Origin of the sequence: Marinobacter sp. ANT_B65, from assembly GCF_002407605.1 — a bacterium.
Taxonomy (GTDB): domain Bacteria; phylum Pseudomonadota; class Gammaproteobacteria; order Pseudomonadales; family Oleiphilaceae; genus Marinobacter.
Genome location: NZ_NXGV01000004.1, coordinates 241,054 through 263,368, shown reverse-complemented (window position 1 = coordinate 263,368; position 22,315 = coordinate 241,054). Strand labels below are relative to the sequence as shown.

Below are 22,315 nucleotides of genomic sequence, written 5' to 3'. Positions count from 1 at the left end.
CTCTGCGGAACAAGGAGTTTTCAGATGGGACCACTGCACGGGTTTCGTATCATCGAGTTAGCCGGCATTGGCCCGGGACCATTCTGCGGCATGGTTCTGGCCGATATGGGTGCCGAAGTAATCAGCGTAGAACGCCCCGGAGCCAGAGCGCCAGATGTGGCACTGGATTGCAGCCGCCGGGGCAAACGCTCCATTGCTTTGGATCTCAAGAGCAAGGCCGGAGTAGAGGCGTTGCTGAAACTGGTGGAAAGCGCCGATGCCCTGTTCGAGGGGTTTCGCCCTGGCGTCACCGAAAAACTGGGTATTGGCCCGGATGAGTGCCTCGCCCGTAATCCCAAACTGATTTTTGGCCGCATGACCGGTTGGGGCCAGTTCGGCCCTCTGTCTCACGCGGCCGGTCACGACATCAATTACATCTCACTAACCGGTGCACTCAATGCAGTTGGGCGTGCCGGAGAAAAACCGGTACCCCCGCTTAATCTGGTGGGTGATTTTGGTGGAGGCGGCATGTTCCTGGCGCTTGGGCTGGTAGCCGGGCTCCTGGAGGCCCGGATGTCAGGAAAAGGCCAGGTAATCGATGCGGCCATGACCGATGGCTCTGCCATTCTCATGTCCATGTTTAATAGTGCTCATGCCATGGGGACATACTCCCTTGAGCGAGGCACCAACAAGCTTGATGGTGGCGCACATTTTTACGACAGCTACGAAACCCTCGATGGCAAGTACGTTTCCATTGGCTCTATTGAGCCTCAGTTCTATGCCCGGTTGATAGAGGTAGCCGGGTTGCCTCGCGATCAGTTTGCCGACCAGCTGAACACTGCCCGCTGGCCGGAGCTGAAGCAGAAGATCACTGAGGTTTTCCTGCAGAAGACCCGGGCTGAATGGTGTGAACTCATGGAAGGCACGGATATCTGTTTCGCACCTGTGCTGGATATGGAAGAGGCACAGAGTCACCCCCACAATGTTGCCCGCGAGACCTATATCCAGGTTGGCGGAATGATGCAGCCAGCACCAGCCCCGCGGTTCAGTCGTACCGCCCCTCAGGTCCGCCACCCTGCCCGTGCCTATGGGGCTGATACAGAAGCGGTGCTCAACGAGCTTGGGTACAGCGAAGAGCAGCGGGCGGCGTTACTCGGGCGGGTTGCAACCAGCTGAATGCTTCCCGAGTTAATCTAACTGAACGAGGATAATGATAAATGAACCACCTCCTTTACGAAGTACACAACGGCGTTGCCTATCTGACGATGAACCGGCCAGAAGCAAGGAATGCGCTATCCCTGAATATGCGTACGCAGATGCTGGAAGCCTTTCAGAACCTGGAGTCTGATGACTCGGTACGCTGTGTGGTGTTGCAGGGTGCAGGTGAGCATTTCATGTCGGGAGGCGACGTCAAATCGTTCAAGGAATTCACCAGGCTGACCCCGGAGCAGCGAAGGCTGACGTTTCTCAACCGGATCCATAATGGCCTGAACGGGCTGATGTATACCATGCGCCGGCTCAACAAGCCGGTTATTGCGAGTGTGCAGGGTGCTGTGGCTGGTGCAGGCGTCAGCCTGGCACTGAGCTGTGATCTGGTCATTGCTGCCGAAGATTCATTCTTCACCCTGGCATATAGCCATATCGCCAGCAGCCCGGATGGTGGCGCAACCTATTATCTGCCAAGGCTTGTGGGCACCAAGAAAGCCATGGAAATTGCGCTTCTGGGGGACCGTTTCAGCGCCGCAGAAGCCAGGGATATGGGGATGATCAATCGGGTTGTGCCTGGCGCAGATATAAAAGGTGAGACCCGGAAACTGGCTGAACGTCTGGCGAAGGGGCCGACCAAGGCTTATGGGAGCATCAAGAAGCTGATTCTCCAGTCGTCGGACAATTCGCTCGAACAACAGTTGCAGTCTGAAGCCGAGATTTTTGGAACAACCGCCATGGCGGACGATTGGGTGGAAGGCGTCATTGCTTTCAATGAAAAACGCAAACCGGAGTTTACCGGCCGCTGAGTTGTTAAACCAGGTGGCGGGGCGGTTACAGGAGATTGAGCAGTGACAAATACAACAATTGATAAAAGCAGTTTCAAGGGTATCGTATGCGGTAGCAGGCATATGACCCACGAAGCCTTCCAGAATGATGTCCGCTGTGCTGCAACAGGTTTCAGAAGCATGGGTGTTGAGCCGGGCGACTGTGTTGGCATTTTCATGCGTAACGATATCCCTTTTCTCACAGCTAACCATGCTGCCAACTATGTTGGTGCCTATGCCGTGCCTATCAACTGGCATCTGGTTGGAGAGGAACTGACCTATATTCTGAATGACTGTGGTGCCAAAGTTCTGGTTATCCATGCTGATCTGTGGCGAGTCATCCATGAGGCGATCCCGGAAGGTGTGAAGTGTCTGGTGGTGGAAACTCACGAGGATGTAGGGAGTGCTTTCGGCCTGGATCCCCAGGCCTGCAAAGTGCCGGAAGGCCTGACCAACTGGAGCCAGTGGCTTGAAGGCCAGCAGCCGATTACCGGGCCGGCTCAGGCCGGGCTGTCATCTATGTTGTACACCTCGGGTACTACAGGCCACCCTAAAGGTGTTCGCCGGTTTGCCCTTGATGAAGAGAAAGCGGCCCTGATGCGTGATTTCCGGTCACGGGTATACGGTTGTGCTCCCGGCGCCCGCTGCGTGGTGCCAGGCCCTCTGTATCACAGTGCACCCAATGGCTACAGCATGCAGGCATCCAGGATCAGTGACCTTCTGGTTATTGTGCCGCGTTTTGATGCAGAGAGCCTGCTTCAGCTTATTGAGGAATACCGGCTCACGGCAGGCATGCTGGTGCCGATCATGTTTATCCGTATGCTCAAACTTGCGGATGACGTTCGTAACAGGTACGACTTGTCGTCTCTGAAGTTTGTTATCCACGCGGCCGCCCCCTGTCCTGCAAATGTTAAAAGCCGGATGATCGAGTGGTTTGGACCAGTGATCAACGAGTTTTATGGCTCCACTGAATCCGGTGCCGTAGTTGCCTGTAACTCGGAACAGGCGCTGGCAAAACCCGGCAGTGTTGGTAAACCAGTGCCGGAGGCCAGTGTTCGTATCCTTGATGAAAAAGGCGAGGTCCTGCCTGAAAATGCCATCGGTGAAATCTATTCGCGCTTTCCAATTAATGATTTTACCTACAATGGCAGGCCGGAAGCGCGGGCGGAAATCGAGCGCGATGGCTATATCACCTCTGGTGACATGGGCTATATGGACGATGATGGTTTTCTGTTCATTGCTGACCGGGCGAAGGACATGGTGATCTCCGGCGGTGTGAATATCTATCCGGCTGAGATCGAGGCGGTATTGCACAACTATCCGGGTATCAGGGATTGTGCGGTGTTCGGCGTGCCAAATGAAGAGTTTGGAGAGGCCGTGATGGCGGTGCTGGAAGTCGAAAGCGAGGAGGGGATCTCCCTTGATGAAGTCAGGGGCTATCTGCGCGAGCATCTTGCAGGTTTCAAAGTGCCCAGAACGATCGAGATCGGCAAGGATCTGCCCCGGGAAGATTCCGGCAAGATTTTCAAACGCAGACTACGTGATAAATACTGGCAGCAGGCCGGTCGCATGATCTGAACCGGAACTTGAGCGGCCCCGAAAACGGGGGCCGCTGCTTTTCGTGAAAACGGTCAGTGGCCTTTGAACTCCGGTGATCGTTTTTGCTGGCGGGCCTCGATGGCTTCAGCGAAATCTGAAGTGTTGAATGCCGTTTGCTGGCATTCAGCTTCCAGGTCGAGTACTGAGTTCAGGTCCAGCGTTGCGGCCATTGCAATCTCCTTCTTGATAAGGCCGAGAGCGGTGGTAGGGCCGGAAGCCAGTTGTTTTGCCAGTTCGTTTGCCTCTTCCCAAAGCCGGTCGTTGTCGACCACTTTATGGGCAAGCCCCCAGGACAGAGCTTCTTCCGCCCGGAAGTTGCCTCCGGTCAGTGCGAGGGCTGCGGTACGACGGGCACCTATGGCCCGGGTCAGAAACCAGGAGCTGCCGCCATCCATCACCGCGCCAATGCGGGCAAAGGAAAGGTGGAATGCGGCATCCCTGTTTACCAACATGAGGTCAGATGCCAGGGCAAGGCTGACGCCGGCTCCGGCAGCTGGGCCGTTGACAGCGGCGACAACCGGTACTGGCAGGCTGGTGATCAGCTTTATAACCTGATTAATGCCCTTTTTTACCTGTTCTCCGATGTTTGCGCGGCGAGCCAGGATCTGTTCCGGCTGAACATCTGCGCCGGTACAGAAACCCCGTCCATTGGCCCGGATAACGACGGCACGAACACTCGGGTTTGAGGTCTGCTGCGTTAGAAGTTGCATCAACGATTCACGCATTTCGTTGCTCATGGCATTAAGTCGGTCTGGCCGGTTCAGGGTAATGGTGAGAATATTGTTATTTGTTTCATGTAATAAATCGGCCATAACTATTCCATTTGTTTTACAGGTTTTGGAAATTTTAAGAAATATATTTTTTGCCCTCTAAAAATAGCCCCTAACCTGTTTTAAATCCCCTTTTTAGACATATCTGATTGGCATGGAGAATATAGATAAATTATAAAGGTGCGCTTGTCGGCAGGGTGTTAGCTTTAAGGCTCGGAAAATAATGCACGGAGCTTTAAAATGACAAGAATAAAATTTCTGCGCAATTTTAGCTGTTATCTCGCTGTGGGTATTTTATCCACGTCTGTATTTGCCGAAACCACTCTGAGGTTTGCTGAGGGGGGGCCGAACCGGGGCGCTCGCGCACAGGCGGTTGAACGTTTCATGAGCAATGCCAGCGAACTGAGTGGCGGCGAACTGAAGTTCGATATTCACTGGGGGGGCGCCTTGTTGGACTACAAAACAGTTCCGACTGGTGTTTCAGTGGGAACCGCGGATCTGGGTTCGGTGCTGGCAGTCTATTCGCCAACCAAACTCAAAGCCCTCGCTATTGGTGATATTCCCCATCAGTCCGCCGATCCCTGGGTGGGTATGCGTTCTATGTATGAGCTGATGACAACCAACAAAGATCTGCAACGCATGCTGGGAGAGGAGAATCTAATGTACCTCACTGGCTTTTCCAGCAGTGGAGTGCAGTTTGAATGTGCAGGCGATAACCGGATTGATTCAGTAGAAGATATCAAAGGCAAGAAGATCCGGGCTGTGGCCATATACAGCAAGGTTCTGGACGACATGGGTGCCGATATTGTCGGAGTTACCGCAGGCGAGATATACCAGGCGCTGGATACCGGCCTGGTTGATTGCAGTGCCAGTTACCTGTACACCGTCCGGGCACTGAAAACCTTTGAGGTGATTGACCACCTGTCGCTGGCTGACTGGGGGCAGATCGCAGGCTTTGCGGTGATGATCAACCAGGACACCTGGAACGATCTCAATGACAACCAGCGGGCGGCGCTGGAGCAGGCCGGGTCGGACTCCATTGATTACTTCGCAAGGCTGCAGGTGGCGGAGATGGATCAGGTCGTAGAGGGGCTCACCAGCGGTGAGATTGGCAGCAAGGTGCCAGTTAGCCGCTGGAGCGCCACCGAACGCCAGAAGCTGATCGACGGCTCTGCAAAGTATACCCAGGACTGGGTGGATTCCATGAATCGCGCCGGAGTCGACGGCCAGGGTATATGGGATGAGTATATGACGATTGTTGCCCGGTACAATGCCGAGAAAGAAAGCCTTGGTTATCCCTGGGAGCGTTGAACGTGCAGATCCGGGGCGGGGGCATCAGGGCTTTTTCCTGCGATGCTCCCGCTGCGGGACAGAAACGGTATCCGGTTTTGCTATGAGGCTTGCCGGATTTATACAAAAACAGCCGCCGTGGCGGCGTCCCGGCCACGGCCAGACAACCAAGTGAGCAATATGACTGAAACGAGTTTGCAGTTGGACACCGGGAATATAAGTGGTTTCAGGGAGGTTCTGGGGTTTTCGGTGACAGAGTGGGAGCCGGAGCGCGCAGTGCTCACCGCCCAAATGACGGAGCGGCACCTCAATCGCAACGGGTTCGTCCATGGTGGAGTGTTCGTCTCCTTACTGGACAGTGCTTCCGGGCTCTCGGGCACATACTGTCCGGTGCCGGGTAACATCCGCCGCTGTATCACCATCTCTCTCAACACCCACTTTATGAACCCGGTAAAAGACGGATTTCTGGAGGTTGAAGCCCGCGTAGTCAGCCGTGGTCGCAAGATTTTCTTTGTTGAGGCGAAGATTACGTGTGAGGGCACTTTGATCGCAACCGGGCAGGGGACCTTCCGTTATGTTCTCGGTGGTGAAAATGAGGAGGGTGTTCCAGCGGACTGAAATCCGTTTATCCATGCCAGCAAGGCATGGGTTCTATAAAATATGGGTCGTTGTTGATATTGGTTTCCGGTGATAGTTTGGTTGCGTGTGGTGGGTGTTGTTCATCTGCCACGGCTAACAAAAACAAAACCCCTCGGGAGCAATGTCATGGTAACAACACTCAGATCTCTGGTTTTAGGGTTTATTCTGGTTATGGCAGGGGCCGTTCAGGCCCATGCAGAAGTTGTGTTGCGATACGCAGAAGGTGGGCCTAATCGGGGCACCCGTGCCGCAGCTGTTCAGTTTTTTGCCGATGAAGTTGAGCGTCTGTCCGGTGGCGATATCAAAGTCGATATCCACTGGGGTGGTGCGCTGCTCAAGTGGAGCGGTGTGTTGGACGGTGTTTCTGCGGGTAGTGCTGACCTTGGCACGGTACTGTCATCCTACGAGCCGCAGGAACTGAAGGCACTTGGCATTGGCGATATCCCCCTCGAATACGCAGATCCCTGGGTAGGTATGCGTGCAATGTATGACCTCATGACCACCGAGCCCCAGCTCAAAAAGTCCCTTGCCGAACAGTCTCTGGTCTATCTCAGTAATTTCAGTACAACAGGTGTCCAGTTCGAATGTACCGCGGGCAACCAGATTCTTACTGTTGACGATATCAAGGGCAAACGGATCCGCGCTACCGGCACCTATACCAACGTGTTGGCAGACCTTGGGGCTGACACCGTGAGCATGACTTTCGGTGAAGTCTATCAGGCGCTGGATACAGGTCTGGTGGATTGTCTCGCCAGCTATTTCTACACCATGAAAGCCTACAAGACATACGAAGTAGTTGAGTCGGTAACCCGGGTTGACTGGGGCCAGTTGCTGGGTTTTGCCATCGTGATGAACGATTTTGTCTGGTCTGATTTTGATGAGAAGCAGCAGGCGATTCTGATGCAGGCTGGTGACAACATGATCGATCATTTTTCCCAGCTGACAATCGAAGATGCGGGCGAAGTTGCCAAGAGTCTCGCCAGTGGCGGGTTTGGAAAGGTGGTTCCGGTTACCGATATGGCTCCGGAAGAACGCCAGAAAATTCTTGATGCGACTCTCAAGTTCCGTGATAGCTGGATTGAAGACGTCAATCGTCGCGGGATGGCTGGTCAACAGATCTGGGACCACTACATTGAACTGCTGAAAAAATATCAGGCTCAGGTTGATTCCAAAGGTTACCCCTGGGAGAGCTGATACCTGGCTGGCAGGCAAGGATGCTCCCTCCTTGCCGAACCTTTCAGGTATGCCGTTGGAATGGCGGATGATCGAATAAATTGCCCTTAAAAACAAAGGATATAATAAAAATGAATATCAATAATATATGCAAATCTCTGATAGTAGGTTCAGTTCTTTCTCTGACGACACTTGCGCCAGCCATGGCTGAAACAACCCTGCGTTATGCCGAAGGAAGTCCCAACCGGGGCGCCAGGGCCGCAGCTTTGCAGTACTTCGCCGATCAGTTGAAAGACCAGTCTGGCGGCGACCTGAAGCTGGACATTCACTGGGGCGGCGCCTTGCTGAAGTACAGTGCGATTCTCGGTGGCGTCAGCTCCGGAACCGCGGATATGGGATCAGTACTTTCCGCTTATGAGCCGCAGAAGATGCGTGCTCTGAGCGTCGGCGATATTCCGGTGCCCCAGTCTGATGCCTGGGTGGGCATGCGGGCCATGTATGAACTGATGACCACCAACGAGCAACTGCAACAGCAGTTTGACAATAACGATGTGGTTTATGTCACCAACTACTCCACCAGCGAGATGCAGTTCGAATGCGCGGGTGATGTACGTATCGAGAAGCTGGAGGACTTTGCCGGCAAGAAAATCCGGGCCTCCGCCATCTACGCCAAGATCCTCGATGAGGTTGGTGCGAATATGGTGAACTTCGTTTATTCCGAGGTATATCAGGCTTTGGACACCGGACTGGTGGACTGCTCTGGTGGCTACCTGTATGCCATGCGCGCCTTCAAAACGCCGGAAGTTACCACCAGCGTGGCACTTATGAACTGGGGGCAGATTGCCGGCTTCGCGATGGTCATGAATAAATGGTCCTGGGATGACCTGTCTGCTGAGCAGCAGAAACTGATGCGGAAGGTGGGGTCGGAGATGGTCGACTTCTATGCTCAGAGGCTCGTTGCTGAAAACCAGGATGTGACCGAAAAACTGCCTACAGGTGAGCTTGGCAACAAGGTTGAAGTCATCAAATGGTCTGATGAGATGCGTGCCGGGTTGTTTGCCCAGTCAGACAAGTACATAGACGCCTGGATCAGTGACATGAACAAAGCCGGGCTTGATGGCAAGGCGATCTGGGACGAATACCAGGCACTGCTGAACAAGTACCAGGCTGAACTGGATGAGAAAGGTTATCCCTGGAACCGAAGCTGATTGCTGATCCTGCTGCCGGCGGTGTTGCTGTCGGCAGTTCCTGAACGGTCAGTTTGACCGGAAAACACCATCATTCAGAAATCGTGATTTGCCCAGAGCCTGGGCAGGTCCCTACCGGGAGGTGCATATGGTTGTCACCGAGCGTACGGAACCACTTCAGACCCATAGCCCGACGTCTGCGTCCATGAAGGCGCTTGGCTGTGCAAGAGGCTCACTGGCCTGGCTGGAAAATATTTTCCTGCTGGTCGGAGTGGTTTGCATCATGGGCCTGTGTCTGATTATCGCCAGCAGTGTCCTGTTGCGTACATTTTCATCATCCGGCATTCCGGATGAAATTGTCATTGTGGGCGAAATGATGATTGGCGCCCTGATTCTGCCGCTTGCCTTTGTTGCAGCGGACCGCGGATTTATTTGCGTTGAAATCTTTACCCAGAGGCTGGGGCCGAAGTTCCAGAAAGGACTCAATGTACTGACAGCAATAGTCGGCGTGGTTGCGGTGGCACCGATTACCTATGCGGCTTGTCTGTCCATGGTGGACGCCTTTGAATCCGGAGCCTATTTCTTCGGTTTGATGGAACTGCCGAAATGGCCAGGGCAGACGTTGTTCTTTCTGGGATATTTCCTGTTCTTTATCCGGCTGGTTGACCTGGCCATCCATGACATCCTGGAAGCGTTTGGTGTGATTAACAGCAAGCTGCCGGAAACCAATGATGAGGTAACTTACTGATGGAAGCGTCCATTATTGGCGGCTGGGGCTTTGCTATCGCGCTGGTTCTGATGATCATGCGGGTGCCAATCGCATTCGTACTGGTTGGTGTGGCTTCGGCTTGTTCGCTGGTTACTTATGCATGGCGCCCTGGTGGTGAATTCATGTTTGAGCGCGGATTGCGTCCGGCTATGGCCCTGATCGAATCCAATGCCTTCGATTTTATCCACTCCTATTCCCTGAGCATGATCCCGCTATTCATCGCGGCAGGACATATTGCGTATCACTCCCGTATCACTACCGATATTTACGCGGCGGTCCGGGTCTGGCTGGCCAAGATGCCTGGTGGCCTGGCGATTGCCTCTCTGTTTGGTTGCGGTGGCTTCTCGGCCATCACCGGGTCCAGCCTGGCATGTGCCTCGTCCATGGGCAGGATCTGTGTGCCAGAGATGCTACGGTTTGGTTATAACAAACAGCTGGCAACATCCACAGTCGCCATGGGCGGAACCCTGGGTTCGCTTATTCCGCCCAGTGTACTGTTCATCCTGTACGGCATGTTTACTGAGCAGTCTGTAAACAAGCTGTTCCTGGCAGGCGTACTTCCGGGCATTCTTACTATTGGCGGGTTTATTCTGGTGGTGGTCATCTGGGCCATGGTCAAACCGGAGCATGCGCCGGCACCCAAGGATCTTAACTTCACCAATCGCGACCGGCTCAAAGCCGCTCTTAAAGGCTGGCCCGCGCTAGCCCTGATGACCATTATCATCGGTGGTATCTATGGCGGGTTCTTTACTGCTACGGAAGCTGCAGCGGTGAGTCTGTTGTTTGTAATTGGTTTCGGCGCACTTTCAGGCCGGCTGAGCTGGGCAGATTTCCTCAGCTCCATGAAGGAAACCGCTTTCCAGTCCGCTGCGCTCTTTTTCATTGCAGTTGGCGCAAAGATCTTTGTTTCCTTTGTATCGCTGACCGGAGTTACCGGCGCCTTTGTCGGCTTTGTCGACGGACTGGGCCTTGAGCCCTGGATGGTGCTGTTCTTCATTGTTCTGCTGTACATCGTTCTGGGCATGTTCCTGGACTCCATCGGAACCATGCTTCTGACCTTGCCATTTGTCATTCCTCTGGTGGAAGGCATGGGAATGGATCTGATCTGGTTTGGTGTTGTTGTAGTCAAGCTTCTGGAAATCGGACTGGTTACTCCGCCTCTGGGCATGAATGTGTTCGTTATCAGCAGCGTAGTTGGCAAGGAGATCAAGGTGCACACCATCTTCTTCGGGGTAATGAAGTTCCTGGTGGCAGATCTGGTTGTGCTGGGTCTGATCGTCGCGTTCCCGATTATATCTCTGCTAATTCCCAACAGTATGGGTTGACCAGTTTCGGAGCCTGAATTTAATGATCAGTGAGAATACAGCTAATACAAACCGGAAACCGGCAGCCATAGCAGTTCATCACCTGCTGGAAAAAGCTGCGGAGTGCTGGCCCCGGAGTCCTTCAGTCAGCTTTGAGGGCAGGACCTTCAGCTGGAGGGAGACTTATAACCGTTGCCAGGGGCTGGCGAATGCCCTGGCTGGACTGGGAGTAGGCCCCGGTGACCGGGTTGCTTATCTGGGCTTCAATTCGCACTGGTGCTTCGAGTTGTTCTTTGCTGCACCTATGGCCGGGGCCATCGTTGTACCAGTGAATTTCCGTCTGTCCGGTGGTGAGATGATTGCTTGTATAGAAGATGCCGAACCGGTGGTTCTGCTGGTAGACGAGCATCACCTGAAACAGGCTGAGGCCATCGCAGATGCCTGTCCCGCCTTAAAGTCTGTGGTCTTTGCGGGGCCGGCAGAGCAGGCACCTTCGCACATGATGGCGTACGAAAGGCTGGTGTCGGAAACTGAAGAGGCTGAGCTGGAACCCAGTGGCAATGACGATACTCTGGTTATCTTCTACACCGGCGGCACAACGGGTCGTGCCAAGGGGGTGATGCTCTCCCATATCAACCAGTTTACCAACGCCCTGGGTGGGGTTTCCTGGTACCGCATGGTTGAGCGCGAAACCCACCTGCTTGCCGGCCCCATGTTTCATACCGCAGCGGGGTCTCGTGTTTACACTGCGACCATGACCGGAACCCACACGGTGATTGTGCCTCGTTTTGATGTTGTTGAGGTGATGCAGCTGGTGGAGAAATACAGCATCAATACCTTGCAGCTTGTGCCCACAACGCTTCAGATGATGTTTGACCATCCGGGATTTTCGGATTTTGACCTGTCGAGCCTCCGGCTTGTTACCTATGGTGCTGCCCCGATCCCGGTGGCATTGCTGGAGCGGGCTCTGAGGGTGTTGCCAGGTGTGTTGTTTACTCAGTCCTATGGCATGACGGAAGCGTCGCCGGTTGTGACTGTGCTTGATAGCGATGATCACTCTCTTGATCCGGAACATTTGCCACGACTGGAGTCTGTAGGTCGCCCGATATTCCACAACCATGTCCGGATAGTGGATGGTGAACGGCGCCCCCTGGCTCCTGGAGAGGTGGGGGAAGTTGCGGTCAAAGGGTCCAATGTCATGACAGGCTACTGGCGCGCTCCGGAGCTGACAGATGCGGTGCTGCAGGACGGCTGGTACTACACCGGAGACAGTGGGTACCTGGATAAGGATGGTTATCTTTTCCTTGTTGGCCGGATCAAAGACATGATCGTCAGTGGTGGTGAGAATGTGTACCCCATTGAAATTGAGAATATTCTGTCCCGGCATCCGGATATAAGTGAATGCGCGGTGATAGGAGTGCCCCATGAAAAATGGGGCGAATCTGTCCATGCGGTAATACGACTGGTAGAGCCCGGCCGGGTTACTGAAACTGACATCAAGGATTATTGCCGGGAGCGGATTGCACATTATAAATGTCCGACTGGTGTTACTTTTATGGAAGAGGCATTGCCTGTATCAACAGTTAATAAAATACTGAAAACCGAAATCCGTAAAATGATAGTTGATGATATGAAGTAATGTCAGAGTTATATCGGGTTTATGTTTTATTGATATTTGTTTGCTGGATTGAAATGCCTGATATTAATAACTCGTTGTTGTTTGTTGGCCCCTTTTAAGGTTGAGTCCGGGTTTTCTGGTGATTCAGAAAACCTTTTTTTTGCCTGACCAAAATACTAATGATTTATATGGGTGCTCATTATGGAAAGTGTTCGTTTCAATTTTCCCGCTCCGCAGATTGATGAAAGCGTAGATGAGCTTCGCAAGGAAGTGCGAGCCTTTCTTGAAGAGGAAGTCCGTGGTGGTGGTTTTACTCCGGTAACGGACTGCTGGTGCGCCGGGATTGACCCGGAGTTCAGCCGGAAACTTGGTGAGAAAGGCTGGATCGGTGTTACATGGCCCCGGCAGTACGGTGGCCGTGAACTGAGTGCCCTCCATCGCTACGTGATTACTGAAGAAATGTTGGTGGCGGGAGCCCCGGTACATGCCCACTGGATTGCTGATCGCCAGAGCGGGCCGCTGATCCTGGCTACCGGAACTGAAGACATGAAACAGAAAATCCTGCCGCAGATTGCCGCAGGTAAGTGCTTTGTGGCGCTGGGTCTGAGTGAGCCTGAATCCGGTTCAGACCTTGCCTCTGTCCGCACGCGGGCGATCAGGGTAGAAGGGGGCTGGGAGGTTACTGGTACCAAACTCTGGTCATCTGGCGCACAGCAATGCCAATACATGACAGTACTCGCACGCACCGGAGAGCGGAATCCTGAAAAGCGCCATGATGGGCTGACCCAGTTTTTCATTCCACTGGATTCTCCCGGGGTAACGGTGCGGGGTATCCGGGACATGAGTGGCGTAGAGCACTTTAACGAAAGCCATTTCGAGAAGGTTTTCGTGCCGGACGATGCAGTATTGGGTGCTGTCGGTGAGGGCTGGAAGCAGATCACCAATGAGCTGGCGCTGGAGCGCTCGGGACCGGAACGTTTTCTGAGCACCTTTGTTGCGCTGGAGAAAGCATTGCAGCAGGGCGCGTCGAACATGACCGGGCACCAGGCCGCGGTTGTGGGCAGTATTGTTGCCCGTATCCGTGGGTTACGTGCCATGTCCCTCGGGGTTGCCGCTTTGCTGGGGCAAGGGCGTTCCCCTGAAGTGGAGGCCGCACTGGTCAAGGATCTGGGAACCCGGTTTGAGCAGGATATTATTGAACGGCTACGGGAGTTCTGGCCGGTACGCATGAAGCAGGGTTATGGCGATGAGCTGCAGAATCTCATGGCCGACAGTTTGCTGCGGTCACCCTCGTTCACCTTGCGGGGCGGTACCAACGAGATACTCAAGGGCATCATCGCCCGTGGCATGGGGTTACGCTGAGCTAGCGGCTCACGGGGGATTTATTATGGGATTTGATATGGAAGAAACGGATCAGCTGATTCGTGATACTGCTCACCGCCTGTTTACTGATCAGTGTGATGCAGAGACTGTTAATGGCTCTGAATGTGGTGAGGCTCCTGCACGCCTGCAAAAGGCTGTCCTTGAGGCAGGCCTGACTCTGGCGTGGGTGCCTGAGGTTGCTGGTGGTGTCGGGGGGTCGCTGGCCCTGGGTTTCAATCTGATTCGTCAGGCGGCCGGTTTTGCTCTGCCGGTGCCTCTGGCTGATACGCTGGTTGCCAGTCTGTTGCAGGCTGAAAGCGGACTTGCGATTACTGGCGGTTGGGCGGCGTTGGCGATGGATGGCGGCGACCTGCCAGTGCTGGCGCAGGGGGAAATCAACGGTGTGGTAGAAGCAGCCACGGGAGTGCCTGAGGCTGAGATCCTGGTAATGCCAGTAACAGAAGGCGGCCTGATCCGCATAGCAGTGTTTGCCCCGTCTGACGTGGACGTTCAGCATTATGAAAGCCTGGCTGGTGAGGCACGCTCACGGGTTACTCTCAATTCAGCGGTTCCTGACCAGTTGTCTGAGCCGGTAGAAGGTATGACGGCAGATGGTCTGGTGCAGTTTTGTGCACTGGTGCGTGCATGCCAGATTGCTGGCGCGCTGGAAAAAATGGGGGAGCTGACGGTTGGCTATGTCAAAGAGCGTCAGCAGTTCGGCCGCCCATTGGGCAAGTTCCAGGCGGTTCAGCACAAGGTCGCGGATATTGCGGGTGAGAGTGCCATTACCGGCGCAGCGGTTGAACAGGCAATTCGCATGATGTCTTCGCACCCTGCGCCGTTCAGTGGAAGCATGGATATTTTGCTTCCGGTGGCAACAGCCAAGGTAGTGGCTTCAGAGGCTGCAGGCAAGGTGCCCCGTGATGCACACCAGGCCCATGGTGCCATGGGATTCAGTTTTGAGTACCCGTTGCATCAATACAGTCGCAGGGTCTGGAGCTGGCGGGAGGAGTTTGGTTCAGAGTTCTATTGGTCTGAACGACTCGGTATGGCTGTCGCATCTGAAATTGATACTCATGGGTCCGGCAAGGCCGCTACCCGAGCCTGGGATGTTGTATCCCGATAAAGTGAGCAGGAGAACCCATGAATAAATTTGAAGATGTTGTTGTAGAGTGGCATGGCCATGTGGCACTGGTGGAAATCTGCCGGCCACCACTTAACTTTTTTGATGTGACGCTGATTGAGCACCTTGCGGAAACCTTTGAGGTTCTTGATCAGGATGACCGCTGCCGGGCCATAGTTCTCGCAGCCCAGGGGAAGGCTTTCTGCGCCGGGGCGGACTTTTCTTCCAGCGGCAATGATCTTTTCAAACCGGGTTCTGATAACAGCGCCATTACGTTGTATAAAGCAGCCGTCCGGTTGTTTGAGTGCAACAAGCCGGTGGTTGGAGCAATTCACGGTGCAGCCATTGGTGGTGGGCTAGGTTTGTCGCTGGTGCCGGACTTCAGGGTGATCTGCCCCGAGACCCGCTTTGCTGCGAACTTCGTGCAACTCGGCATTCACCCGGGGTTCGGGATCAGTCTGGTGTTACCGCGACTGATTGGCCAGCAGCGGGCACGGTTGATGCTCCTTACCGGTCGCCGGATCAAGGGCGAAGAGGCTCTTGAATTCGGGCTGGGTGACGTGCTGGTTGCGGCGGACAAGGTTCGTGATGAAGCACTGGCACTGGCCTCAGAGATTGCCCTTTGTGCTCCCCTGGCAGTGGAGTCTACCCGGGCTACGCTCCGCCAGGGACTCGGTGAGGAGTTGCGGGTGCGCCTCGAACATGAGTTTGCAGAGCAGGCATGGTTAGCCAGAACTTCTGATCATAAGGAAGGGATGGCGGCTGTAAAAGAACGGCGGGAGGGGAACTTCAGCCGGTCGTGATGCAGTAATCAGGGTTGGAAGAGTAGATAAAAAAAGGGCTTTTCGGCCCTTTTTTTATTTCAGGATTCTGAATTAGTTATTGCTGGTGATCTGTTGCTTCGCTGTTTCATATTCGTCCCTCAGCTCAGCCACAGTGTCGGCCACGGATTTCTGTTGGGTGATGCCTCCTACGCCCTGACCAGCGCCCCAGATGTCTCTCCAGGCTTTGCTTTTGGTTCTGTCGGAACCGAAGCTCATTTTGCTTTTATCTGATTCGGGCAGGTTGTCGGGGTCCATCCCGGCCTGCAGTATGCTTCCTCTGAGGTAGTTGCCGTGAACACCGGTAAACAGGTTTGTATAGACAATTTCAGAGGCTGAGGATTCAACAATCATATCCTTGTAGGACTGATCGGCGTTGGCTTCCTCTGTGGCGATAAACCGGGTGCCCATATACGCCATGTCTGCGCCCATAACCTCGGCACTGAGAACGTGGTTGCCTTTGGTAATGGCTCCGCCGAGGATTACAGGGCCATTAAAGATCTGGCGGATCTCCGACAACAGTGCAAAGGGGCTGAGGGTTCCTGCATGGCCACCGGCGCCGGCGGTCACCAGAATCAGTCCATCCACACCCATGCTAAGTGCCTTTTTTGCATGGCGAATATTGGTGACGTCGTGAAAGACCAGACCACCGTAGCTGTGTGCCGCCTCGATAACCATCGGGTTGGCCTGCAGGCTGGTTATGATGATTGGCACCTTGTGTTTCACACACACTTGCATGTCGTGTTCGAGGCGGTCATTGGTAGGGTGTGCAATCTGATTGACCGCATAAGGGCCGACTTTCAGGTCTGGGTTCTCTGCCTGGTAAGCGGCGAGTATCTCGTCGATTTCGGTCAGCCATTCATCAAGTTTTTCTGCCGGGCGGGCGTTAAGTGCCGGGAATGAGCCGATGATACCGGCCTTGCACTGCTCGATAACCATCTTTGGGGTAGAGATGATGAACATCGGTGAGCAGAGCACCGGGAGATTCAGCTTGCCTTTCAAAGTATCCGGTAGACTCATGTTGAGGCTCCTTTATGGTTTATATCGGGTGGTGCTTCACAGCACCAGGTAAAGAGTCAGGTACATAATTGCCAGAACGCTGATGCTGAACCAGCCATTCCAGAACACTCCGAAGCGCAACGGAGATATGCCCGAAAAGCTGGAGATGAAACGTAGAGACGCTGTAAACGGCGAGGCTCCTGCAAAAACAGCCCAGGTGATAGCGATAACCGAAGCCTGTACCAGAGGCGAGATGCCCAGGCCGGGAATCTGTTGTAAGGTTCCCAGCATCAGGGTGACGGTGATAATGGCGTTGATCCCCACGAAAGAGCAGACCAGCATGACCAGGGATATGCCAACCATTATGGATGCATTGCTGATATTGGCCTGGGTGAGCAGCGTGCTGGCTGTTGTCGGGTCAATCAGCGGAATCAGAATGACACCTATAAAGCCCGAAGTGGTGAACAGGATTACTTCGTTACGCTGATTGGTAAAGGTTTTCGGGAATGATCGTTTCAGCCGTCTTGTGAACAGTCCGGCTTTGAAGGCCACCGGCAGCCCCCGGTATTGTTGCCAGATCCAGGCCAGGCCAATAACGGGAGCGCACATTAACAGAGTCGGGAACAGCTCCAGCCCTGTCAGCCTGGACAAGCCGTAAGCAAGTCCCGGAACCAGGGCGACCAGGCCGGCCAGTGGAATAAGCTGGCTCAGGTTGCCATTGGCAAGGGTGCGGGCGGGTGAGCGCGGGTAGGCCAGCCAGTCCAGCAGACCGCCCCAGAGAATAAACAGTAGGGTCCAGAGCAGGCCAAGCGGTGCATATTGCTCCCAGCTCAACTCAGGAATCCCTGACAGAACCAGCAGCATGGTTACTGACGTTGGTGCCCAGAGAGGGACGCCGCAAAAACCCCGAAGGGTTGCTGTGAGCATGCGTCGGCTGCGGATGTTAGCAATACGCTGGGCTTCCGTGTCCAGGCCTGGACGAATAGCCCGGCGAACCATGGTGCCCAGTACGTTGAGGGCTCCGATATTCAGCATCACGCTGAACAGGTGAGAGCCGAAAGCCATCAGCATATAGCGCCGTGCCGGAGGCTGATTGACCAGTACCTTGCCGCATTTGCGAACGAGCGTTGACGATTTGGCGGATTCCCTGAGCACGGCCAGGGACGTAATAAAGAGAGTGAAAAATGCAGCCCGGTCGGCGCCGTCGGCAATGGCTTCGCCGTCAATCTTTCCGCTAAGCCAGAGTCCTGCGGCAAGTGTTGGAGCGAGGATTGCGAAGAATCTGTAAGTCGGGCTGACTCCAGGCCACTGCAGAACCACAAAAATCAGCAAGGCTGCTGCCGACAGGCTGCTGAGCAAGTCGGTAGTGACAAACTGTTCGATGATCGCGCAGGTGCAGACCAGCAGCAGGCAAAGTGTTGCAAGGTTGCACCGGTCCAGGAACCAGCTTTTATTCCGGGTATGCTGAAGGGTCAAAGTACTCACACAGGTAGCGACAGGGTCGCCAGTTGTTGCTGATGGTAGTCGGCGTCTCCGAACAGGGAGTTGAGTACCATCAGGTGTTTGACATAATGCCCCACGTCCAGCTCGTCGGTAATACCCATGCCGCCGTGGAGTTGAATAGCGTCATTGCCCACCCGTTTCCCTCTGCGGCCAGTGATTACCTTCAGTGCATGAAGGTTCCGGAGGTGTTCCTGGGTGTCTGGCTTGTCAGCTGAACAGACTGAGCGGTAAATAAGAGAGCGGGTTTCCTCACAGGCGGTAAACATATCCACCATGCGATGCTGCAGCGCCTGGAAGGAGCTGATAGGTACCCCGAACTGTTTACGGACCTTCGTATATTCGATGGTGGTATTGGTCAGGTGGGTCATCAGCCCAAGAGCTTCAGCACAAAGCCCGGGCAGAGCCTTGTTGATGACCCCCTGCAACAGAGCGAGCCCTTCATTTTCCTGACCAACCAGCTGGCCGGATGTAACCTGTACGTTGTTCAGCCGCACGTTGGCAACCTGCTGGCCATCCATCAGTCTGTAGCTGGTCAGTTCCAGGCCGGGTGTTGTCGTGTCCAGCAGGAACAGGCTGATGCCCGATTCGTCCTGCTGGCTACCTTCTGTGCGGGCCGACACTATGAGTTTGTCGGCGACAGGGCCGTTGAGCACCATGGTTTTTTCCCCGCTCAACCCGAAGCCGGCAGATGTTCGGCTGGCGCGGGTGCAGGTATCGTTGAGTGCATAACGCGCCTGGCGTTCCATGAATGCGACACCGCCCTGTAACTGGCCCGCGATAAGGCGGGTAAGCAGGTCGTCGCGCAGGTGACCTTCGGTTCCGGCTTCCACCAGTTTGCCAAACAGCAGAACAGTAGCTACATAAGGTGCTGCTACCAGCCCCTTGCCCATCTCTTCCATCAGCAGCATCAGGTCAGTTGCCTCGCCACCAAAGCCGCCATTCTCTTCCCGGAAGGCTATTGCCAGCCAGCCCAGATCTGCGAATTGCTTCCAGAGCTCCGGGTCGAAGCCAGTGGCACTGCCAACATCCTGCTGCCGGCGTTCGAATGAGTAGCTCTGGCCGACAAGGCGGGCAGCGCTGTCCTGAAGTATTTGTTGTTCTTCGGTGAGAGAAAAATTCACAGCCCAATCCTTTTTTTGATAATCCGCCGCTGATTGTGATCAGAGGCCGAGTACTCGCTTGGCGATAATATTTTTCTGGATCTCGTTGGATCCCCCGAAAATTGTCGATGCCCGACCGTACATAAAGTCCTTGCGGGCCTGGTCACCAAAGCTGTGCCCGATATCAGCTGACGAAGCCTCGTCATCGGCGATCATGCAGCCATAAAGACCTGCCAGTTCGATGGTCAGTTCATGGAGGGCCTGCTGGATTTCAGTGCCCCGGATCTTGAGCAAAGACGATTCGGCTCCGGGGCTACGGTTACTTGCCATAGCGGCCAGAACCCGAAGTTCCATGTATTCGAGGGCCATCAGTTCTGTTTCGATAGTAGTGAAGCGGGTGCGAAACGCTTCGTCCATGATCATGGGGCGTCCGCCCTGGTGTTCGCAGGAGGCAAACTCGCGCAATCTGTCGAGCCGGCTCCTGGAATCGGCAACCCGGGCTATGGCTGTGCGTTCATGGGCCAATAGCGATTTTGCATAGGTCCAGCCCAGGCCTTCTTCACCAATTCGATTACTTTGGGGAACGCGAACATTTTCAAAGTGAACTTCATTGAGTGAATTAACGCCGTTGATGCTGGGAATGGGCGATACAGTGATGCCCGGCGTTTTCATGTCGATCAGCAGGAAACTGATGCCTTGCTGGGGTTTGCCGGAGTTGTCTGTGCGGACCAGACAGAAAATCCAGTCAGCGTACTGGGCATAGGTTGTCCAGATTTTGGAGCCATTAATAATGTAATCGCCGCCATCCCGGTCGGCGCGGGTTTTCAGCGCCGCGAGATCAGAGCCGGCGCCTGGCTCAGAATAGCCCTGGCACCACCAGTCAGTGCCATCCAGAATGCCCGGAAGGAAGCGTGCTTTCTGCTCGCTGTTGCCGTAGGTGTAGATAACCGGACCAACCATTTTCAGTCCGAAAGGCACCACGTCCGGGGCCTGGGCGACGACTCGTTCGCACTCGTAAATGTATGACTGGGTTGCGGACCAGCCGGCACCGCCATGTTCACGTGGCCAGAAGGGGGCTACCCAGCCCTGGGCAAAGAGTTTTTTCTGCCACTGAATGACTCCCTGCTTGTAGGTGCGGGGATTATTGAGCAGTTGCCGGGAGTCCTCCGGTGCAGCATTAGCAAAAAAAAACCGGACTTCGTCCCGAAACTTCAGATCGTCTGTTGAAAACGTGATGTCCACGGCACTGGCTCCAGATAGCTTGCTTATTGTTATTGCCAGAAATAGCCCGGCGGGCCGGGCTTTTCAGTAGGTTGTCAGCCTTTGAATATGACTGCGTTGCTCAGAGGTTCACGTAGAGTTCGCGTTCTGTTGGCATCAACGTCTGGGTCCTCATAACCAAAACTGATACCTAGGAGGATGCCGGTGTCTTCGCCGAGACCGAATGCTTCCCGCACCAGTTCCGGGTATGCCCGCATGCTGCCCATGGCGCAGGAACCGATACCAAATGCGTGCATGGCGAGCATGAGCGTCTGGGCATAAATGCCCACATCCAGCGAGATAGTGGCGCCGAAGTCACGGTTCATGCCCAGGAAAACAATATGGGGGGCGTCGAAGAGTTCGAAATTGCGACGGATTGCCTGGTGGCGGCCCACTTTGTCATCGCGGGCTATGCCCATTTCGTTATAGAGCGCAACGGCACAGTCCACCTGACGTTGACGGTATTCTCCTTCCCAGCGGGAAACATAGGGGAAATCCGGTTGCCCCGGCACACCCTGTTCCAGCCGAGCAACGAGCTGATCGCGAAGGCGGTCCTTGACCTCTCCTGAGGCAACAAACACTTTCCATGGTTGAGTGTTGCAGTTCGAAGGTGCCTGTTGGGCAATTTCGAATACATGCTGCATGACATCCTGGGGGACCTGGTCAGGCAGGAAACCCCGGGTGGAGCGCCTTGACGTGATCGCATCAACCAGGGACATGGTGGGTTTGGATAAAACCATAGTGTTCTCCGACGGGCGCTTGAAGTTGTTATTGCGTACACGTTACCAAGTTAGCGTGCTACAGAGAAAAGCATATTTGTTATCAGAGCTATGCTTTTGGTGTATAGGGGTACGGTTTCCGGATATTTATTGTCGCCGGGCAAGTTCGCGGTGAATCTGGCTGGCGGTTTCCTGAAGCTGATCCCGCAGGTAATCCAGTACGCCCGTTTCTGCTGCCTTGCTTGGGGGCAGAGTGATATTGATGGCCGCGATTGTTTTGCCCTGTGGGTTGTGGATGGGGACAGAGATGCCACACATGCCTTCTTCCAGCTCACGGTCAACCACTGACCAGCCTTTGGCACCATCTTCCCGGATGATCTCGCGTAGCCTGTTTTTGTCTGTGACGGTAAACCCCGTGTATGGCTCGATGTTGGCCGTTTCAAGGAAATGGTCGAGCTCGTCATCCGTAAGCTCTGCAAGCTGTATCCGGCCAAGGGAGACCACATGGGCCGGAAGCGTCGAGCCAACGTTCAGGGTGCTTTTGAGCAGTTTTCGGGTTGGAACGCGCATAACGTAGTAGATGTCATATCCGTCAAGCACTGCAATCGAACAGGACTCGTGTACACGCTGTACCAGCTCCTCCATGCAGGTCTGTGCGAATGACCAGATCTCCATGGAGGACAGGTACGAGAAACCCAGTTCCAGAATTCGGGGGGTCAGCCAGAACTGTTTTCCATCTGTGCGTGCATAGCCCTGGTCACAAAGAGTATGCAACAGCCTTCGCGCACTGGCCCGCGAAATGCCCGCCCGGCTGGCAACCTCAGACAGCGAAAGTGTCGCGGCCCCTTCCCCAAAAGTTTTTATTACTTCCAGGCCTCTTATAAATGATTGAACTATAAGCTTTTGTTCTTTTTCCTGATGCAGGGTCATCCTTGTCTCTCTCCAGAATTATTTTGACACTGGGTGATATATAAGCTTTTCTTCTTACGTTCTCATAGAGAACATTATGTGCGCACAGCGAACAAATAACAAGTAAGTCGCTGTGCAATCCTGGAAACTGGAGATAA

General features: G+C 54.4%; 20 protein-coding genes. 13 read left to right on the top strand and 7 right to left on the bottom strand.

Features of this window, described 5'->3' with window-relative positions:
- Positions 1 to 24 precede the first annotated feature (24 nt).
- The 3 genes from CPA50_RS17325 to CPA50_RS17315 are packed head-to-tail and all read left to right on the top strand — an operon-like array spanning position 25 to position 3,590.
- Entirely contained in the window at positions 25 to 1,155 is a 1,131-nt protein-coding gene (locus tag CPA50_RS17325) for a CaiB/BaiF CoA transferase family protein (RefSeq protein WP_096783776.1), read from the top strand.
- A gap of 41 nt (positions 1,156 to 1,196) precedes the next feature.
- Entirely contained in the window at positions 1,197 to 1,994 is a 798-nt protein-coding gene (locus tag CPA50_RS17320; RefSeq protein WP_096783775.1) for an enoyl-CoA hydratase/isomerase family protein, read from the top strand.
- A gap of 42 nt (positions 1,995 to 2,036) precedes the next feature.
- Positions 2,037 to 3,590, top strand: a complete 1,554-nt coding sequence (locus CPA50_RS17315) for an acyl-CoA synthetase (RefSeq protein WP_202971785.1) — start codon at positions 2,037 to 2,039, stop codon at positions 3,588 to 3,590.
- A gap of 53 nt (positions 3,591 to 3,643) precedes the next feature.
- Here CPA50_RS17315 and CPA50_RS17310 read toward each other — a convergent pair whose 3' ends face one another.
- Positions 3,644 to 4,423: an enoyl-CoA hydratase-related protein gene (locus CPA50_RS17310; protein WP_096783774.1), complete on the bottom strand. Its 780-nt coding sequence runs from the start codon at positions 4,421 to 4,423 to the stop codon at positions 3,644 to 3,646.
- Positions 4,424 to 4,621: 198 nt separating this feature from the next.
- Here CPA50_RS17310 and CPA50_RS17305 point away from each other — a divergent pair, with 198 nt between their 5' ends.
- The 10 genes from CPA50_RS17305 (at position 4,622) to CPA50_RS17260 (ending at position 15,649) form a co-directional block, all read left to right on the top strand.
- Positions 4,622 to 5,692, top strand: a complete 1,071-nt coding sequence (locus CPA50_RS17305; protein WP_096783773.1) for a C4-dicarboxylate TRAP transporter substrate-binding protein — start codon at positions 4,622 to 4,624, stop codon at positions 5,690 to 5,692.
- A gap of 159 nt (positions 5,693 to 5,851) precedes the next feature.
- On the top strand, positions 5,852 to 6,289 hold the full coding sequence (locus tag CPA50_RS17300) for a PaaI family thioesterase (protein ID WP_096783811.1): 438 nt from the start codon (positions 5,852 to 5,854) through the stop codon (positions 6,287 to 6,289).
- A 147-nt stretch (positions 6,290 to 6,436) separates the two neighbouring features.
- Positions 6,437 to 7,504 carry a C4-dicarboxylate TRAP transporter substrate-binding protein gene (locus CPA50_RS17295; RefSeq protein WP_096783772.1) on the top strand — a complete coding sequence of 356 codons (1,068 nt, stop codon included), beginning with the start codon at positions 6,437 to 6,439 and terminating at the stop codon, positions 7,502 to 7,504.
- 110 nt (positions 7,505 to 7,614) lie between these two features.
- Positions 7,615 to 8,691, top strand: coding sequence for a C4-dicarboxylate TRAP transporter substrate-binding protein (locus CPA50_RS17290; protein ID WP_096783771.1), 1,077 nt, complete (start codon positions 7,615 to 7,617; stop codon positions 8,689 to 8,691).
- 127 nt (positions 8,692 to 8,818) lie between these two features.
- On the top strand, positions 8,819 to 9,418 hold the full coding sequence (locus tag CPA50_RS17285; RefSeq protein ID WP_096783770.1) for a TRAP transporter small permease subunit: 600 nt from the start codon (positions 8,819 to 8,821) through the stop codon (positions 9,416 to 9,418).
- The gene (locus CPA50_RS17280; RefSeq protein ID WP_096783769.1) at positions 9,418 to 10,764 is read left to right on the top strand and encodes a TRAP transporter large permease; all 1,347 of its coding nucleotides are present in this window, start codon (positions 9,418 to 9,420) and stop codon (positions 10,762 to 10,764) included. Before CPA50_RS17285 ends, CPA50_RS17280 begins: the two co-directional genes overlap by 1 nt.
- A 22-nt stretch (positions 10,765 to 10,786) precedes the next feature.
- The gene (locus CPA50_RS17275; protein WP_096783768.1) at positions 10,787 to 12,382 is read left to right on the top strand and encodes a class I adenylate-forming enzyme family protein; all 1,596 of its coding nucleotides are present in this window, start codon (positions 10,787 to 10,789) and stop codon (positions 12,380 to 12,382) included.
- A gap of 180 nt (positions 12,383 to 12,562) precedes the next feature.
- Positions 12,563 to 13,723, top strand: a complete 1,161-nt coding sequence (locus CPA50_RS17270) for an acyl-CoA dehydrogenase family protein (RefSeq protein WP_096783767.1) — start codon at positions 12,563 to 12,565, stop codon at positions 13,721 to 13,723.
- A 25-nt stretch (positions 13,724 to 13,748) separates the two neighbouring features.
- Entirely contained in the window at positions 13,749 to 14,849 is a 1,101-nt protein-coding gene (locus tag CPA50_RS17265) for an acyl-CoA dehydrogenase family protein (RefSeq protein ID WP_179397260.1), read from the top strand.
- Between the two features lie 17 nt (positions 14,850 to 14,866).
- Positions 14,867 to 15,649 (top strand): enoyl-CoA hydratase/isomerase family protein, encoded by a 783-nt coding sequence (locus tag CPA50_RS17260; RefSeq protein ID WP_096783765.1) that lies wholly within the window; start codon positions 14,867 to 14,869, stop codon positions 15,647 to 15,649.
- A 72-nt stretch (positions 15,650 to 15,721) separates the two neighbouring features.
- Here CPA50_RS17260 and CPA50_RS17255 read toward each other — a convergent pair whose 3' ends face one another.
- The 6 genes from CPA50_RS17255 to CPA50_RS17230 form a co-directional block, all read right to left on the bottom strand.
- On the bottom strand, positions 15,722 to 16,687 hold the full coding sequence (locus tag CPA50_RS17255; protein ID WP_096783764.1) for an NAD(P)H-dependent flavin oxidoreductase: 966 nt from the start codon (positions 16,685 to 16,687) through the stop codon (positions 15,722 to 15,724).
- Between the two features lie 36 nt (positions 16,688 to 16,723).
- Positions 16,724 to 18,151: a hypothetical protein gene (locus tag CPA50_RS17250; protein WP_096783763.1), complete on the bottom strand. Its 1,428-nt coding sequence runs from the start codon at positions 18,149 to 18,151 to the stop codon at positions 16,724 to 16,726.
- Positions 18,148 to 19,290: an acyl-CoA dehydrogenase family protein gene (locus tag CPA50_RS17245; protein ID WP_096783762.1), complete on the bottom strand. Its 1,143-nt coding sequence runs from the start codon at positions 19,288 to 19,290 to the stop codon at positions 18,148 to 18,150. Before CPA50_RS17245 ends, CPA50_RS17250 begins: the two co-directional genes overlap by 4 nt.
- 39 nt (positions 19,291 to 19,329) lie before the next feature.
- A complete protein-coding gene (locus CPA50_RS17240; RefSeq protein WP_096783761.1) occupies positions 19,330 to 20,511 on the bottom strand; it encodes an acyl-CoA dehydrogenase family protein in 1,182 nt (393 codons plus the stop codon).
- A gap of 74 nt (positions 20,512 to 20,585) precedes the next feature.
- Complete coding sequence (locus tag CPA50_RS17235) at positions 20,586 to 21,269, bottom strand: nitroreductase (protein WP_227519706.1); 684 nt, start codon at positions 21,267 to 21,269, stop codon at positions 20,586 to 20,588.
- A 126-nt stretch (positions 21,270 to 21,395) separates the two neighbouring features.
- Entirely contained in the window at positions 21,396 to 22,178 is a 783-nt protein-coding gene (locus CPA50_RS17230) for an IclR family transcriptional regulator C-terminal domain-containing protein (protein WP_096783760.1), read from the bottom strand.
- Between the last annotated feature and the right edge of the window lie 137 nt (positions 22,179 to 22,315).

What these genes read in the sequence shown, in the direction of transcription:
- CPA50_RS17290 (WP_096783771.1), top strand. Translation starts at nt 7,615, where the DNA reads ATGAATATCAATAATATATGCAAATCTCTGATAGTAGGTTCAGTTCTT.
- CPA50_RS17230 (WP_096783760.1), bottom strand. Translation starts at nt 22,178, where the DNA reads ATGACCCTGCATCAGGAAAAAGAACAAAAGCTTATAGTTCAATCATTT.
- CPA50_RS17260 (WP_096783765.1), top strand. Translation starts at nt 14,867, where the DNA reads ATGAATAAATTTGAAGATGTTGTTGTAGAGTGGCATGGCCATGTGGCA.
- CPA50_RS17325 (WP_096783776.1), top strand. Translation starts at nt 25, where the DNA reads ATGGGACCACTGCACGGGTTTCGTATCATCGAGTTAGCCGGCATTGGC.
- CPA50_RS17270 (WP_096783767.1), top strand. Translation starts at nt 12,563, where the DNA reads ATGGAAAGTGTTCGTTTCAATTTTCCCGCTCCGCAGATTGATGAAAGC.
- CPA50_RS17255 (WP_096783764.1), bottom strand. Translation starts at nt 16,687, where the DNA reads ATGAGTCTACCGGATACTTTGAAAGGCAAGCTGAATCTCCCGGTGCTC.
- CPA50_RS17265 (WP_179397260.1), top strand. Translation starts at nt 13,749, where the DNA reads ATGGGATTTGATATGGAAGAAACGGATCAGCTGATTCGTGATACTGCT.
- CPA50_RS17320 (WP_096783775.1), top strand. Translation starts at nt 1,197, where the DNA reads ATGAACCACCTCCTTTACGAAGTACACAACGGCGTTGCCTATCTGACG.
- CPA50_RS17285 (WP_096783770.1), top strand. Translation starts at nt 8,819, where the DNA reads ATGGTTGTCACCGAGCGTACGGAACCACTTCAGACCCATAGCCCGACG.
- CPA50_RS17295 (WP_096783772.1), top strand. Translation starts at nt 6,437, where the DNA reads ATGGTAACAACACTCAGATCTCTGGTTTTAGGGTTTATTCTGGTTATG.
- CPA50_RS17275 (WP_096783768.1), top strand. Translation starts at nt 10,787, where the DNA reads ATGATCAGTGAGAATACAGCTAATACAAACCGGAAACCGGCAGCCATA.
- CPA50_RS17280 (WP_096783769.1), top strand. Translation starts at nt 9,418, where the DNA reads ATGGAAGCGTCCATTATTGGCGGCTGGGGCTTTGCTATCGCGCTGGTT.
- CPA50_RS17300 (WP_096783811.1), top strand. Translation starts at nt 5,852, where the DNA reads ATGACTGAAACGAGTTTGCAGTTGGACACCGGGAATATAAGTGGTTTC.
- CPA50_RS17310 (WP_096783774.1), bottom strand. Translation starts at nt 4,423, where the DNA reads ATGGCCGATTTATTACATGAAACAAATAACAATATTCTCACCATTACC.
- CPA50_RS17305 (WP_096783773.1), top strand. Translation starts at nt 4,622, where the DNA reads ATGACAAGAATAAAATTTCTGCGCAATTTTAGCTGTTATCTCGCTGTG.
- CPA50_RS17235 (WP_227519706.1), bottom strand. Translation starts at nt 21,269, where the DNA reads ATGGTTTTATCCAAACCCACCATGTCCCTGGTTGATGCGATCACGTCA.